The sequence below is a fragment of the Allobosea sp. NPDC003192 genome (assembly GCF_050275675.1).
GTDB lineage: Bacteria > Pseudomonadota > Alphaproteobacteria > Rhizobiales > Beijerinckiaceae > Allobosea.
This window is the reverse complement of record NZ_JBNNPK010000009.1, coordinates 14,941-29,160: the sequence shown is the minus strand read 5'-3', so window position 1 is coordinate 29,160 and position 14,220 is coordinate 14,941. Positions and strand designations below refer to the sequence as shown.

At 69.2% G+C, this 14,220-nt stretch carries 12 protein-coding genes; 3 read left to right on the top strand and 9 right to left on the bottom strand.

Annotation, left to right across the window (positions count from 1 at the left end; translation table 11 throughout):
* Nucleotides 1-157: 157 nt before the first annotated feature.
* Together ACQKLX_RS13915 and ACQKLX_RS13910 are read right to left on the bottom strand one after the other, a co-directional pair.
* Nucleotides 158-661, bottom strand: coding sequence for a GNAT family N-acetyltransferase (locus tag ACQKLX_RS13915; RefSeq protein ID WP_427362162.1), 504 nt, complete (start codon nt 659-661; stop codon nt 158-160).
* On the bottom strand, nt 661-1,089 hold the full coding sequence (locus tag ACQKLX_RS13910) for a nucleoside deaminase (protein ID WP_427362340.1): 429 nt from the start codon (nt 1,087-1,089) through the stop codon (nt 661-663). Before ACQKLX_RS13910 ends, ACQKLX_RS13915 begins: the two co-directional genes overlap by 1 nt.
* A 173-nt stretch (nt 1,090-1,262) precedes the next feature.
* On the opposite strand from ACQKLX_RS13910, the gene ACQKLX_RS13905 reads away from it, so the two are divergent.
* Both ACQKLX_RS13905 and rsmD read left to right on the top strand, forming a co-directional pair.
* On the top strand, nt 1,263-3,437 hold the full coding sequence (locus ACQKLX_RS13905) for a pseudouridine synthase (protein WP_427362161.1): 2,175 nt from the start codon (nt 1,263-1,265) through the stop codon (nt 3,435-3,437).
* Between the two features lie 10 nt (nt 3,438-3,447).
* Entirely contained in the window at nt 3,448-4,008 is a 561-nt protein-coding gene (gene rsmD, locus ACQKLX_RS13900; protein WP_427362160.1) for a 16S rRNA (guanine(966)-N(2))-methyltransferase RsmD, read from the top strand.
* A gap of 38 nt (nt 4,009-4,046) precedes the next feature.
* Here rsmD and ACQKLX_RS13895 read toward each other — a convergent pair whose 3' ends face one another.
* Nucleotides 4,047-4,511 carry a hypothetical protein gene (locus tag ACQKLX_RS13895; RefSeq protein WP_427362159.1) on the bottom strand — a complete coding sequence of 155 codons (465 nt, stop codon included), beginning with the start codon at nt 4,509-4,511 and terminating at the stop codon, nt 4,047-4,049.
* Here ACQKLX_RS13895 and ACQKLX_RS13890 point away from each other — a divergent pair.
* A complete protein-coding gene (locus ACQKLX_RS13890) occupies nt 4,495-5,157 on the top strand; it encodes a DUF2306 domain-containing protein (protein ID WP_427362158.1) in 663 nt (220 codons plus the stop codon). The genes ACQKLX_RS13895 and ACQKLX_RS13890 overlap by 17 nt on opposite strands.
* Before the next feature lie 10 nt (nt 5,158-5,167).
* Here ACQKLX_RS13890 and mutL read toward each other — a convergent pair whose 3' ends face one another.
* The 6 genes from mutL to ileS form a co-directional block, all read right to left on the bottom strand.
* Nucleotides 5,168-6,988 (bottom strand): DNA mismatch repair endonuclease MutL, encoded by a 1,821-nt coding sequence (gene mutL, locus ACQKLX_RS13885; RefSeq protein ID WP_427362157.1) that lies wholly within the window; start codon nt 6,986-6,988, stop codon nt 5,168-5,170.
* A 22-nt stretch (nt 6,989-7,010) separates the two neighbouring features.
* Nucleotides 7,011-8,303 (bottom strand): M16 family metallopeptidase, encoded by a 1,293-nt coding sequence (locus tag ACQKLX_RS13880; protein ID WP_427362156.1) that lies wholly within the window; start codon nt 8,301-8,303, stop codon nt 7,011-7,013.
* A 56-nt stretch (nt 8,304-8,359) separates the two neighbouring features.
* The gene (locus ACQKLX_RS13875; protein ID WP_427362155.1) at nt 8,360-9,655 is read right to left on the bottom strand and encodes a M16 family metallopeptidase; all 1,296 of its coding nucleotides are present in this window, start codon (nt 9,653-9,655) and stop codon (nt 8,360-8,362) included.
* Nucleotides 9,656-9,797: 142 nt separating this feature from the next.
* A complete protein-coding gene (locus tag ACQKLX_RS13870) occupies nt 9,798-10,454 on the bottom strand; it encodes a hypothetical protein (RefSeq protein WP_427362154.1) in 657 nt (218 codons plus the stop codon).
* A 159-nt stretch (nt 10,455-10,613) separates the two neighbouring features.
* Complete coding sequence (lspA, locus tag ACQKLX_RS13865; RefSeq protein ID WP_427362153.1) at nt 10,614-11,102, bottom strand: signal peptidase II; 489 nt, start codon at nt 11,100-11,102, stop codon at nt 10,614-10,616.
* An 8-nt stretch (nt 11,103-11,110) separates the two neighbouring features.
* The gene (gene ileS, locus ACQKLX_RS13860) at nt 11,111-14,104 is read right to left on the bottom strand and encodes an isoleucine--tRNA ligase (protein ID WP_427362152.1); all 2,994 of its coding nucleotides are present in this window, start codon (nt 14,102-14,104) and stop codon (nt 11,111-11,113) included.
* Nucleotides 14,105-14,220 lie beyond the last annotated feature (116 nt).

Below are 14,220 nucleotides of genomic sequence, written 5' to 3'. Positions count from 1 at the left end.
CTAAATACTTGACCTGATATTCATATTATAGATTGAGATATACAATCAAAACCCGATCCATTACATCGAATTGAAGTTTTGACGGGAACCACCCAAGCATTCGTCCAATCGGCCGGGAGTCCGCCGCGACCGCAGGGTCCTGAAGCCGTTTGGCCGGCTAGAGTCCGAACGCGGAGGGGTAGCTGACCGAGCCCTGCGCGCCCGCCAGGGCCCCCGGCACGAGCTCCAGCGCCATGAAGGCCTCACCGGAGAAGGGTGAGGCCAGGGGCCGCGCCAGCGCCGCCGAGAAGCCGAAGCGCGGATAATAATCGGGATGGCCGAGCACGACGACGGCCTGCGCTCCCACAGCCCTCGCCTTGTCAAGCGCCGCCGCGATCAGCCAGCCGCCGATCCCCTGCTTCTGTCGCCCGGGTTGGACCGCCATCGGCGCCAGCGCCAACGCCTTCACTGCTCGCCCGTCCATCATGGTCGGCAGCCAGCTCAGCAGGATATGGCCGCTGATCGCGCCGTCCTCCTCCGCCACAAGCTCGACGGCAACCAGGCCGTCAAGGCGCAGACGCTCGACGATACCGACCTCGTCCTCGCCGCCGAACGCAGCGCGGTTGAGCGCAGCGATGGCCTGCACATCAGCCGGACTCGCCGCGCGGATCGTCTCCGCCATCAGCGCCGCTCCCGGAAGAAGCCGCGCAGCAAGTCCGCCGCCTCGCGCTCGCTCAGGCCGCCATAGACCTCCGGCGCATGATGGCAGCTCGGGCTGCGATAGAGCCTGACGCCGTTCTCGACCGCTCCGCCCTTCGGATCGGAGGCGGCGAAATAGAGCCGTCTGATCCGGGCGAAGGAGATCGCCGCGGCGCACATCGGGCAGGGCTCGAGCGTGACATAGAGATCGCAGTCGACCAGCCGCTCCGACTGGATCGCTTCGCAGGCGATCCGGATCGCCAATGTCTCGGCGTGTGCCGTCGGGTCCTTCAGCTCGAGCGTACGGTTGCCGGCGCTGGCCAGCACCTCACCGCCCCGGACGATCACCGCCCCGACCGGCACCTCGCCACGCTCCGCCGCGGCCCGCGCTTCGGTCAGCGCCAGCGCCATCGGCGCCACCTCGACCTGCTTTGCGTCGATCGATCCCATCGAACCTTCATCTTTGCCGTCGCAGCGCACGAAAACGCCTGCTACAAGCGCCGGCTAATACCAGATTCAAGAGCCGCTGCCGTCCCGGATCGCTTCGCAACCCGGTCCGCGATGATCCGGCTTCAGGAGCCACCATGAGCGACGACAACAATCAGAAAAGCCGAGGCCCGCGCAAGGGCGGCGGAACCGGCGGCCGTGGCGGCGGGCGCGATGGCGGCCCGGGCCGCGGTGGTCCCGGCGGCCGCCCGCCCGGACGCGGCGGCAAGCCGCCCTTCCGCTCGCGCGATGGCGAGGAGCGGCCGGCTGGCAGGAGCTTCGGTGGCAAGCGCTTCGAGGGACGCAGCGAGCGCCCCGCCGGCGATCGGCCGCCTCGCGAGGGCGGTGAACGGCCATTCCGTGACCGTGGCGGTGACGAACGCCGGACCAGCCGTCCGCCGCGCGATGGCGACAGGTCAGGCCGCGACAGGACTGGCGGCGACAGGCCCGGCGGCTTCGGGCGTCCTACTCGGGACGGCGCATCGTCGCGCCCGCCGCGCGATGGGGACCGCCCGTTCCGCGGACGTGGTGACGACGAGCGTCGTGCGGCGCGCCCCGCGCGCGAAAGCGGCGAGCGGCCCTTCCGTTCGCGCGACGGCGAGGAGCGCCGGCCGCCGCGGGAGCGCGGCGATCAACCTGGCCGCAGCGAGCGCCCCTTCCGCGAGCGCAGCGGCGGCGAGCGCCCTGCCCGGCCGCCGCGCCGTGACGACCGCGGTGAAGGCCGCAGCTTCGGCGGCGGCAAGCGCTTCGACGCACCGCGCGGCAGCAATCCGACGCGCAGCCGGCCCGACCGGGCGCATCGCAACGCCGCCGAGATCGCCGAGGCCGTCTCGGCTCCGGCCGCGCCGCAGGAGCCGGAGCGCATCGCCAAAGTGATGGCGCGCGCCGGCGTCGCCTCGCGCCGCGACAGCGAGGCGCTGATCGCGGAAGGCCGCGTCAGCGTGAACGGCAAGGTGATCGAGAGCCCGGCGCTCGATGTCGGCCCCAAGGACGTCGTACTGGTCGATGGCGAGCCGTTGCCGGCGCGCGAGCGAACCAGGCTCTGGTTCTACCACAAGCCGCGTGGCCTGGTGACGACCAACCATGATCCGGAAGGGCGCCCGACCGTGTTTGATGCGCTGCCGGAGGACCTGCCGCGCGTGCTCTCGGTCGGCCGGCTCGACATCAACACCGAAGGCCTGCTGCTGCTCACCAATGACGGCGGGCTGGCGCGCATGCTGGAGTTGCCGGAGACCGGCTGGCTCAGGCGCTATCGCGTGCGCGCCTTCGGCCAGGTCAACCAGGCCCAGCTCGATACGCTCCGGGGCGGCGTCACCATCGACGGCGTTCAGTACGGCCCGGTCGTCGCCCAGTTCGAGCGCGAGCAGGGTTCGAACACCTGGCTCACCGTCGATCTGCGCGAAGGCAAGAACCGCGAGGTCAAGACGGTGCTGGAGCATCTCGGCCTGCAGGTGAACCGGCTGATCCGGGTCTCCTTCGGCCCGTTCCAGCTCGGCGACCTGCCGGAGGGCGAGGCCGAGGAGGTCCGCTCCAAGGTGCTGAAGGACCAGCTCGGCACCGAGCTGATGGCCAAGGCCGGCGTCGATTTCGAGTCGCCACGGCGCGACGAAAGCCGATCGGACGAAAGGCCCGCACGTGGCAGGCCCGCGCCCGCCGGCGACGATCGTCCGCGCCGCCGTGCGCGCGAAGAGCAGGCCGAGGAGGCCCGCCCGCTGCGCGGCGACAAGCCATGGACCCGCGGCGTCTGGCGCGATGTCGAGGCCGAGCCGCAGCGCGAGCGCAAGGCGCCGCCGCGCCGCGGTGCCGATCCGAAGGAAGAGCGGCAGGCGCGCGAGGCGACCGGCGCCGTCACGCGCGTGCGCGACAAGGCGATCGCCGATCCCAAGGGCCGGCGCGTCAAGGTCGAGCGTATCGCTGCGAAGCCGAAGGATGAGCCGCGCGAGGACAGGCCGGCACGCGCTCCGCGTAGCGAGCGCCCAGCAAGGGCACCACGCGAAGAGAGCTTCGGCCGCGACCGTGGCGGCGAGGCACCCTGGCGCGGCAGCGGCGACTGGGCCGACAAGCCGCCACGCGGCAAGCGCCCGCCGCGGCGCGAGGGTGACGAGGGCGAGCGCCCTGCCCGCCCCCTCCGTGGCAAGCCGACCGGCGACCGGCCGGCTGGCGATCGTCCCGGCGGACGAGGCCCGCGCCCAGGTGGCGACAAGCGCCCGCCACGTTCTGGTCCGCCGCGCTCCGGCCCGCCGCGTTCGGGCGGCGGTGGTCGTCGCGGGTAAGGCTTAGTCCATGCGCATCGTCGGAGGGCGCTTCGGCGGCCGGTCCCTCGCAAGCCCGAAGCCAGGCATCGGCGCGATCCGGCCGACTTCGGATCGCCTGCGGGAATCGCTGTTCAACGTGCTGGCGCATGGCCATGGCGACGCGACCGACGGCGCGCGCGTGCTCGACCTCTTCGCCGGCACCGGCGCGATGGCATTCGAGGCGCTCTCGCGCGGCGCCGCCTTCGCGCTTTTGGTCGATGACGGGGCCGAGGCACGCGGGCTGATCCGCGAGAACCAGATGGCGCTCGGGCTCGCCGGCCATAGCCGTATCTTCCGCCGCGACGCGACCAGGCTCGGCCCGATCACCGGCATGGCGCCGTTCGACCTCGTCTTCTGCGACCCGCCCTATCGCAAGGGGCTGGGCGAAAAGGCCCTCGCCTCGGCCCGCGAGGGCGGCTGGCTGGCAAAGGATGCGCTGGTGCTGCTGGAGGAAGCCGCCGACGTGGAGATCACGCTGCCGGACGGGTTCGAGGAACTTGAACGCCGGGATTATGGCGAGACGCAGGTGCGTTTCCTGCGCGCAGGCTGAAGCGAAGACAGTTCACGCAGCAGAAGCTGCTACGCGCCTTAGGACAGCTTCGGTTCGACGCAGATGGGGTCCCCGAGCCGAGTGAAGTACGCATTCAGCGGATACATGCGCCGTGGCAGGAGCGTCGCGCCGGTGTGCCCAAGCATCCACAGGACAGCAGCGTTGCCTTGGCTCTGAAGCGTTGCGCCGACAGCATAGGGCTCTGCCTCGGCGATCACCTCGAGCCGGCCGGCAAAGCCGACCATCGGCCCTGAGACAGCGCGGGCAATGTCGAGACGCAGCACCGTACGCCCGCACCTTGCACCCTCGGTCACTTCGATGCCGCACCAGCCCTCTCCGCAACGGACGATATCGAGGGTCAGCTTCGGACGTGACGCAGACCAGCGGCCGGTCAGGTCGGAAGCACCCGCGGCCTGTGCCTCGCCCAACGCCACGCTCGCGACAAAAATCGCCGCCAGCGTTCCGGCTCGACGGGAGAAGGCATGGATGCGCGATCTCAGCATGGCCGGACGGATGCGCCCGCGTGCCATTCTCGCCGGATTGATCATCGCCATCCTCGTTGCTCCGACAGCCGCGACCGCGATTGCGCTTGGAAGCAACCTGCTGCCCCTGCCCGACGTCCTGCTGCTGGTCCGCCAGAAGCTGCCATTGGCGTTCCCGCTCCATATGATCGCGTCGGGTCTCGCCTTGATCTTCATAGCGATCACGGCGGCCGCGAGGCATCGGCGTGGCTTTCATCGGGCCATGGGACGCCTCGCGGCCCTCTGTGTGCTGCTCGGTGGATTGACCGCCCTGCCCGTGGCGCTGGCGAGCGAGGCCGGCTCCGTCGCGCAGGCCGGGTTCTTCGGACAAGGCGTCGTCTGGCTGGCGCTGCTGATTGCGGCGGTGATCGCGATCCGGCGCGGCGATGCACGGCAGCATGCGCGGCTGATGATAGCGATGGCGGCGGTCGCGTGCGGCGCAATCTGGCTGCGACTGGCCCTGTGGCTGGCGCTGGCGCTGCAGCTCCCGTTCGAGGCGAGCTACGCGCTCGCCGCCTGGGCCGCCTGGTGTCTGCCGCTGGGCCTTGTCCTGCTCCTCGGCAGGTCCGGGGCGGGTGACCATAGGTCCGAATATCACAAGGCGCAGGCACTGCTGCTGCGCGCCTGAGCGAGGGTCCCTACCGTCTCCCGAACAGCTTCTCGATGTCGCTGAGCTTCAGCTCGACATAGGTCGGGCGGCCGTGATTGCACTGGCCGGAATTCGGCGTCGCTTCCATCTCGCGCAAGAGCGCGTCCATCTCCTCCGGCCGCAGGCGGCGGCCGGCGCGGACCGAGTTGTGGCAGGCCATCGTCGCCAGGACATGGTCGAGCCTTCGCTCCAGCGAACCGGCATCGCAATGCTCGGCGAGCGCGTCGGCGACATCGCGGACGATGCCCTGGAGGTCGCCGCCGGCGACTGCGGCCGGCGCTTCGCGCACCAGCACCGCGCCAGGGCCGAAGCTCTCGATGATGAGGCCGAGCGAGGCAAGGTCGGCGGCCGCGGCGTTGAGTCGATCGGCATCGACGGGATCGAGCTCGACCACCTCGGGCAGCAGCATGGGCTGGCGGGCGATGCCGCTCTTGGCCCGCTCGGCCTTGAGGCGCTCATAGACCAGCCGCTCATGCGCGGCGTGCTGGTCGACGATGACCATGCCGTCGCGGGTCTGGGCGACGATATAGGTGCCGTGGAGCTGAGCGCGGGCGGCGCCGAGCGGCCGGTCGAGCGCATCCTGCGGCGGCTCGGCGAGATGCGCGCGCGCATCGGCCGAGGGCATGGCGAGATCGGCGAAGCCGGCCTGCATCGGCTGCGCAGGATTGCCCGGCTCCGGCATGCGCCAGTCGGCAACGCTGCCGAAATTCGGGCGCTGGATCGTGGCTGGCCCGCCGCCACCGAAGCCGCCGCCCGAGAAGACCGCGCGGAAGGCGTCGAGCGTGCGGGCGCCGCCGGTGGTGGTGGCGCGGTGGCCGGCGCCTGCCAAAGCGGCCTTGAGGCTGGAGACAACGAGGCCGCGCACCAGCGCCGGATCGCGGAAGCGGACCTCGCTCTTGGCCGGGTGGACGTTGACGTCGACGACGGCGGGGTCGCAGAGCACGTCGAGATAGAGCACCGGATGCCGGTCGGACGGCACGACGTCGGCATAGGCGCCGCGCACCGCCGAGAGCAGCAGCTTGTCGCGCACCGGCCGGCCATTGACCGCCATATGGACGCCGGCCGAGGTGCCGCGATGGAAGGTCGGCAGACCGGCAAAGCCGGAGAGCCTAACGCCCTCGCGCTCGGTCTCGACCGGCAGGGCGTTCTCGGGGAAATCGCGCCCGAGCGCGCGGCCGAGGCGACGCAGATGGCCGTCATTGCCGATCGGCTCGGCCGGCCAGTCGAAGGCGCCGGCATGCTCGCCCTCGAGCGAGAAGCGGACTTCCGGATGGGCGATGGCGAGCCGCCGCAGCATGTCGGAGACGGCCTGCGCCTCCGCCCGGTCGCTCTTCAGGAATTTCAGGCGGGCCGGGGTGAAGATGAAGAGGTCGCTGACCTCGATGCGGGTGCCGGGCGCGGCCGCCGCCGGCCGCACCGCCCCCTTGGCGCCGGCCTCGACCACGAGCGCCGAGCCTTGCGCCGCATCGCGCTGGCGGGTGGTGATCGAAAGCCGCGCCACCGAGCCGATCGAGGGCAAGGCCTCGCCGCGGAAGCCGAGCGAGCGGATGGCGAAGAGGTCGCCATCGGGGAGCTTGGAGGTGGCGTGGCGCTCGACGCAGAGCGCGAGGTCGTCGGGGCTCATGCCGATGCCGTCGTCGACGACGCGGATCAGCTCGCGCCCGCCGGCCCTGATCGTGACGGCTATGCTGGTGGCGCCGGCATCGATCGCGTTCTCGACCAGTTCCTTCACCGCCGCGGCCGGCCGCTCGATCACCTCGCCGGCAGCGATGCGATCGACCAGGACGGGATCGAGACGGCGGATGACCATCAGAGCTCCTCGGCCGGGAGCGTCAGACCAGCCCGACCGGACGGCCGACGGCCTGGACCAGCAGCTTGCCCTCGCCGAACAGGCGCTGTGCGACGCGCCGGACATCGGCCAGCGTCACCGCCGCGAAGCGCTGGTTGCGCGTCTCGACGAAATCCGGCTGTTCGCCGCGGATGGCGAGGCCGAGCAGTTCGCCGGCGATCTTCGGCGAGGTGTCGAAGCGCAGCGAATAGGAGCCGATCAGATAGCGCTTGGCCTCCTCGACCTCGTGCTCGCTCGGCCCTTCCGTGACGAGCTTGGCGATCTCCTCGCGGATCACGGACATGGACTCGGCGACGCGGTCGTTGCGGGTCGAGGTGCCGCCGACGAGGAAGCCGCTCTGGCGCAGCGGCACCAGGCTGGAGGAGACGCCATAGGCGAGGCCGCGCTTCTCGCGGACTTCCATGAACAGGCGCGAGGTGAAGGCCGAGCCGCCGAGGATGTGGTTCAGCACGGTCGCGGCAATGAAGTCGGGATCGTCCCACATCAGGCCGGGGCCGATGAAGCGCAGCACGGTCTGCGGCACGTCGAGATCGACGACATGGGTCTGGCCGAGATCGGCGATCGGCAGCGCCGCCGCCGGCTCGACGCGCGGTGCACCGGCCGGCAAGGCGCCGAACAGGGCATCGAGCCGTGAGGCCAGCTCGGCTGCGGTGATGTCTCCGACCGCGACGACCTTGAGACCGCCGCGGGTGAAGAGCCCCTGCGTCAGCGCCTTCAATGCTGCAGGCTCGATCCCGCCGACGCTGGCAACATCGCCACGCTCGGGACGGCCGTAAGGGTGGCCCGGGAAGGCCGCGGCGAAGAGCGCGTTGCGACAGATCACATCCGGGTTCTGCGCCTGTCGCTGCAGGCCGGCGATCACCTGCGCCTTGACCCGCGCCACCGCGTCGGCGTCGAAGCGCGGCGCATTGAGCGCGAGACCGAGCAGATCGAAGGCGACCTCGCGATGCTGCGACAAGGTCTGGAGCTGGCCGTGGAAATCGTCGCGGCGGGCGTCGAAGGAGAGGTTGATGGCGTAGTCGGCAAGGCGGCCCTGAAAGGCTTCGGCGTCGAGGTCGCCGGCGCCCTCGTCGAGCAGCCCGGAGACCAGGTTGGCGCTGCCCGCGGCGTTCGCCGGGTCGCGGTTGGCGCCGCCGTCGAAGGCGAAGTCGAGCGCGAGCAGCGGCAGGCTGTGCTCCTCGACCAGCCAGGCTTCGACCCCGCATTTGGCAGTGACGCGCTGGACGGCCAGCGAAGGACCGGGAGAAGCGGCGGCGGGAGCAAGGGACGGGTTCATCGGCAATCCTCGACGGCGGGACCGGGGCCCGCCCGTAATGGCTTTCAGCGCGGAATTCAGGCGGCGGCCGGCAGGAGCAGGCCGGTGACCGAGCGATCGGGCTTGAGATAGCGCCGGACCGCCTCCGTGACTTGCTCGCGCGTCACCGCCTCGATGCGCTGCGGCCAGAGCAGCACGTCCTCGACGCTCTCGCCGACGGCAAGCGCCGAGCCGAAGATGCGGGCGAGCGAGGACTGGCTGTCGCGGGCGAAGACGGTCTCGGCGACGAGGCGGGTGCGGGCGCGAGCGAGCTCCAGCTCGGTCGGCCCCTCGGCGATGAAGGCGGCGAGCGCGGCATCGAGCCCGGCTTCGAGCGCCGCCATCTCGACGCCCGGGCGCGGGCTGACCGAGAGCTGGAAAGCGGAGCGGTCGACCATCGAGCCCATGAAATAGGCGCCGGCGCCGGCGGCGAGCTCCTGCTCGACGCAGAGCTTGCGGTAGAGCCGCGAGGTCGTGCCACCGCCGAGGATCTCAGCGGCGAGCTCGAGCGCGAAGGCTTCGTCACGCTGCGGCGAGACATAGGTCGGCGCCAGCCAGGCCCGGCGCAGCGAAGGCTGCTGCACGCGCGGATCGGAGAGCGCGACGCGGCGGGCGGCACGCGGCTCGGGCTCGGCCGGGCGCTTGCGATGCGGCGCCTCGCCGCGGGCCGGGATCACGCCATAGGTCTCCTGCGCCAAGCGCAGCACATCGGCCGGCTCGACATCACCGGCAACGACCAGGATGGCGTTCTCCGGGGTGTAGAAGCGCTGGTAGTAGGCGAAGGCGTCGTCGCGCGAGAGTTCCTCGATCTCGTGCTCCCAGCCGATGATCGGCGTGCCATAGGGATGATGGGCGTAGAGCGCGCTGGAGAACTCCTCGCCGAGCTGGGCGGCGGGATCGGCATCGACGCGCATGCGCCGCTCCTCCAGCACGACGTCGCGCTCGGGCGCGACCACGCTCTCGTCGAAGGCGAGGCCAGTCATCCGGTCTGCCTCGTAATCCATCATCGCGCGCAGGTGCTCCTTGGGCACGCGCTGGAAATAGGCGGTGTAGTCATAGGAGGTGAACGCGTTCTCCTGGCCGCCATAGCTGGCGACGATCTTGGAGAACTCGCCGGCCGGCCATTTCGCCGTGCCCTTGAACATCAGGTGCTCGAGGAAATGGGCAATGCCCGACTTGCCCGCCGGATCGTCGCCGGAGCCATTACGGTACCAGACCATATGGGTGACGACAGGCGCGCGATGATCGGGCGCGACCACGATCTGAAGCCCATTGGCAAGCTTGTAGGATTCGAGCTGGCTGGCTGCTTCGGCCGGAGCGGTGTGCACCGTCATGATCTTGAAAAGCTCCTGCAGATCGCGAGGTCCAGAAACGAACCGGCCCGGGCCCGCATGGACCCGAGCCGGGGAAAGGGCTCGTTCTTAGATAGGCTGGCTGCGCCGGAAAACCAACGCAGCAAGATACGATCGCTGACGCCTATTCGTAGACCTTCTGGCCCGTGAGGAACTCGCGCTGACCCACAGCCTGCTTGTCCTCGCGCGGGCCGGCTGCACCCGGACCAAGAGCCGCTGTCCCAGCCGGACGACGGTAGCCGGTCGGCGGCTCATGCAAATATTGCCGGCGCGGCTCGGTGCCGTATTGGAGATTGGACGTATCCACCTGGGCCTGACGGGCGGCCATCTCGCGGCCGACGCGGATCGGTGCAATCTGGTTGTTGTAGTTGTTGTGATCGGGGACGATGCCATCCGGCCCGTTGGTACGCCCAGTCACACGGCCGCGGCGCAACTCCTCCTGCGACAACAGCGGCCTGGTGTTGGCGCGATAGGCCTCGGTCGTCGAGAACAGGATGTTGGAACTCTCGCTCTCGGCCTTGCGGCGGGCGACATCCGGATCGTCGGGCCAAGCAGCGCTGCGGTTTGCACCGGCCTCCTGCGGCTTGGGCAGAGCTGAGGACGGCGGCACGACCAGCGGGGCGCGCTGCTTGTACTCGATATCAGCCTTGTCGCGGCCGAACAGACCCATGCCCTCGACCAAATTCTTGAAGAGCATGCCCTCCTGGGCGAAAGCAGGGGTCGTCGCCAGCAACATACCGCCAGCAAGCAGCATGTGCGAAGCGCGGATCCGATAAGCCATCTCACCTCTCCATACGGACACTCGCCAGCGTCATGAGCTATCGACGCGGCAAAAGCATGGCGGGCCTTTTAACCCATATCCGGCGAAATCGGGAGCCCTTTTGCCGGATTGCCGTAAATGAGCTGTGGCCGGCCGACTTGCGGACGGCTCCAACGGACTTCAGATCGCCTTGGAACGGTCCGCGCCCGGCCGCAGCGACTCCCAGAGCAGCCCGAGCACGCCGAAGACGATCGCCGCATCGGCGATGTTGAAGATGTACCAGCTGAACGTGCCGACATGGACATGCACGAAGTCGACGACGGCGCCGTAGACGATGCGGTCGAGCCCGTTGCCGAGCGCGCCTCCGATGATCAGCGCTAGGCTCACGACGGTCAGCTTGTCGTCGCTGCGCCACATCCAGCGCCAGAGCCAGACAGCCGCGACGATCGAAAGCACGACCAAAGCCCAGCGGCCGATATCTGTCGACTGCTGGAACAGGCCGTAGGAGATGCCGCGATTCCAGGCGAGCACGATCTCCAGGAAGGAGGCGAGCTGGAACGGCCCCTCCTCGGCCAGCCTCAGTCCGAAGAGCAGCCAGAGCTTCAGCGCCTGGTCGAGCACGAAGACGAGCGCGACGATCCAGACGCCGAGGCGGCGCATCGACGTCATCTCGGCCGTCACGCGGCGCGCCCGAGCTCGCGCAACGCCTTGGCGTCACGCGGCGTCACCTCGGGGAAGCCGGGCTCGGCCGTCGCCGGATCGAAATACTTCCAGGAGCGAGCGCATTTGATGCCGGAGGCGCGCGCCGGCACCACCGCGACGCCGGGCACGTCCGGCAGGCGGAAGGCATCGGCCGGCCCCTCCCCGTCCGCGATCTTAGCACCGGAGGTGATGCAGATTTCGGCGAGGTCGAGCCCGCTCAGCGCAGCGCGCAGATCGGGATCGGCGATGTGGACGACCGGGGCGGCTTCCAGCGAGGAGCCGATGCGCTTGGCGGCGCGCTCCAGTTCGAGCGCGCCGGTAACGACGCGGCGCACGCGCCGGACCTTGGCCCAGCGCTCGGCCAGCTCCGGATCGAGCCAGGTATCATCGGCCTTGGCGAAGAGTTCGAGATGGACCGAGCCGTCGCTGGCCTTCACCTGCGGATAGCGATCGAGCCAGGCCTCCTCGGCGGTGAAGACCAGGATCGGTGCGAGCCAGGTCGTCAGGCAGCGGAAGAGATGGTCGACGACGGTGAGCGCGCTCTTGCGGACATGGCTGGAGCGCGGGTCGCAATAGAGCGCGTCCTTGCGGACGTCGAAATAGAAAGCCGAGAGCTCGGTGTTCATGAACTGCGAGAGCAGGGTCACGACCTTCTTGTAGTCGTAGGTGCGGTAGGCTTCCTCGACCTGCGGCCCGAGCTCGGCAAGGCGGTGCAGCATCAGCCGCTCCAGCTCCGGCATCGAAGCCGGATCGGAGACGCGGATCGCCTCGTCGAAATGGGCGAGCGTACCGAGCATCCAGCGCATGGTGTTGCGCAGCTTGCGATAGGTCTCGACGAAGGTCTTGAGGATCTCCTTGCCGATGCGCAGGTCGTCGGAATAATCGGCCGCCGCGACCCAGAGGCGCAGGATGTCGGCGCCGGAATCCTTGATCACGTCCTGCGGGGCAGTGACGTTGCCCTTCGACTTCGACATCTTCTCGCCCTTCTCGTCGAGACAGAAGCCGTGGGTCAGCACCACGTCGAAGGGTGCGCGGCCGCGCGTGCCGCAGCTTTCGAGCAGGCTCGAATGGAACCAGCCGCGATGCTGGTCCGAGCCTTCGAGATACATCACCTTGTCGCGGCCGCCGTCGACGACGCGATGGGTCTTGAGGTCGGCGCGCTTCTCCAAAGTGAAGGCATGGGTCGAGCCTGAATCGAACCAGACGTCGAGCACGTCGATGACGCGCTCGTACTTGGCCGGATCGTAGCCATAGGGCTTCAGGAAGCGAGCGCCGTCGTGGTCAGTGAACCAGGCGTCGGCGCCCTCCTGCTCGAAGGCCTCGGCGATCGCGGCGTTGACCTTCGCGTCGACCAGGATCTCCTTGCTCTCCTTGTCGACGAAGACGGTGATCGGCACGCCCCAGGCGCGCTGGCGCGAGACCACCCAGTCCGGCCGGTTGGCGATCATGCCGTTGATGCGGTTCTCGCCGGCGGCGGGAACCCATTCGGTTTCCTTGATCGCCTTGAGCGCGCGGTTGCGCAGCGTGTCGGCATTGCCGCCGGCGGTCGGCGCGGGGGCCGCCGGATCGGGCGCGCCGGCATCGCCATAGGGCTTGTCCATGGCGATGAACCATTGCGGCGTGTTGCGGAAGATCACCGGCTTCTTCGAGCGCCACGAATGCGGGTACTGGTGCTTGAGGCGGCCGCGCGCGACGAGGTTGCCGGTCGCGGCGAGCGCCTTGATCACGACCTCGTTGGCGTTGCCCTTCTCGCCCTTGTCGGTGATGACCTGCGCGCCCTCGAAGCCCGGGGCCTCCCTGGTGAAGCGGCCATCGGCATCGACGGTGTAGGGGATACGTGTCTCGATACCGCGCTCGGCCAGCATGCGGCCATTGGCCATCCAGACGTCGAAGTCCTCGCGGCCATGGCCCGGCGCGGTGTGGACGAAGCCGGTACCGGCATCGTCGGTGACGTGGTCGCCGTCGAGCAGCGGCACGTCGAAATCGTAGCCCTGGCCGCGCAGCGGATGGGCCGTCGAGAGGGCGGCCAGGTCGGCAGCCGTGACGTCGCGCTCCAGCTCGTAGGCTTCGACCTTGGCGGTCTTGAACAGCGCTTCAGCGAGGTTCTTGGCCAGCACATAGCGTGCGCCGACCTTGGCCCAGTTGCCTTCCGGAGCCGCCGTCACCCGATAGAGGCCATAGGCGATCTTGTTGTGAAACGAGATCGCGCGGTTGCCGGGGATCGTCCAGGGCGTCGTCGTCCAGATCAGCACCGACGCGCCGGCGAGCGGACCGGAGCCGAGCGCCGGGAACGCGGCGAAGATCCAATCGCTGGTATGCTCCTCGTATTCGACCTCGGCCTCGGCCAGGGCGGTCTTCTCGACCACCGACCACATCACCGGCTTGGAGCCGCGATAGAGCTGGCCGTTCTCAGCGAACTTCATGATCTCGCGGGCGATCTGCGCCTCGGCGCCGAAGGCCATGGTCAGGTAGGGATCGTCCCAGTCGCCCTCGACGCCGAGGCGCTTGAACTCGTTACGCTGGATATCGACCCACTTCTCGGCGAAGACGCGACATTCCTTGCGGAACTCGACGACATCGACGTCGTCCTTGTTCAGGCCCTTGGCGCGGTACTGCTCCTCGATCTTCCATTCGATCGGCAGGCCGTGGCAGTCCCAGCCCGGCACATAGTTGGAGTCGTAGCCGAGCATCTGCTGCGAGCGCGTCACCAGGTCCTTCAGCACCTTGTTGAGCGCATGGCCGATATGGATGTTGCCGTTGGCATAGGGCGGGCCGTCATGCAGGACGAAGCGGTCGCGACCCTGCCCGGCCTCGCGCAGCTTGCGGTAGAGGTCCATCCTGGCCCAGCGGGCGAGCAATTCGGGCTCGCGCTGCGGCAGACCGGCACGCATCGGGAATTCCGTCTGCGGCAGAAACAGGGTCTGCGAATAGTCGGTGGTCTCGGGCTTTTCGGCGGTCTTGTCGGTCATGATCCGGCTCGGCGGTGCGGATGGCGGCTCAGCAATCGGTGCGGCGCCCATCCTTGAGATGTCACGGGGAAGCGATCGTCGTCCCGGCCTGCGCAAGCGCCCGCGCAATCAGCGCA

What these genes read in the sequence shown, in the direction of transcription:
- mutL (WP_427362157.1), bottom strand. Translation starts at nt 6,988, where the DNA reads ATGGTCATCCGCCGTCTCGATCCCGTCCTGGTCGATCGCATCGCTGCC.
- ACQKLX_RS13895 (WP_427362159.1), bottom strand. Translation starts at nt 4,511, where the DNA reads ATGCTGAGATCGCGCATCCATGCCTTCTCCCGTCGAGCCGGAACGCTG.
- ACQKLX_RS13875 (WP_427362155.1), bottom strand. Translation starts at nt 9,655, where the DNA reads ATGACGGTGCACACCGCTCCGGCCGAAGCAGCCAGCCAGCTCGAATCC.
- ACQKLX_RS13910 (WP_427362340.1), bottom strand. Translation starts at nt 1,089, where the DNA reads ATGGCGCTGGCGCTGACCGAAGCGCGGGCCGCGGCGGAGCGTGGCGAG.
- lspA (WP_427362153.1), bottom strand. Translation starts at nt 11,102, where the DNA reads ATGACGTCGATGCGCCGCCTCGGCGTCTGGATCGTCGCGCTCGTCTTC.
- ACQKLX_RS13905 (WP_427362161.1), top strand. Translation starts at nt 1,263, where the DNA reads ATGAGCGACGACAACAATCAGAAAAGCCGAGGCCCGCGCAAGGGCGGC.
- ileS (WP_427362152.1), bottom strand. Translation starts at nt 14,104, where the DNA reads ATGACCGACAAGACCGCCGAAAAGCCCGAGACCACCGACTATTCGCAG.
- ACQKLX_RS13890 (WP_427362158.1), top strand. Translation starts at nt 4,495, where the DNA reads ATGCGCGATCTCAGCATGGCCGGACGGATGCGCCCGCGTGCCATTCTC.
- ACQKLX_RS13915 (WP_427362162.1), bottom strand. Translation starts at nt 661, where the DNA reads ATGGCGGAGACGATCCGCGCGGCGAGTCCGGCTGATGTGCAGGCCATC.
- ACQKLX_RS13870 (WP_427362154.1), bottom strand. Translation starts at nt 10,454, where the DNA reads ATGGCTTATCGGATCCGCGCTTCGCACATGCTGCTTGCTGGCGGTATG.
- ACQKLX_RS13880 (WP_427362156.1), bottom strand. Translation starts at nt 8,303, where the DNA reads ATGAACCCGTCCCTTGCTCCCGCCGCCGCTTCTCCCGGTCCTTCGCTG.
- rsmD (WP_427362160.1), top strand. Translation starts at nt 3,448, where the DNA reads ATGCGCATCGTCGGAGGGCGCTTCGGCGGCCGGTCCCTCGCAAGCCCG.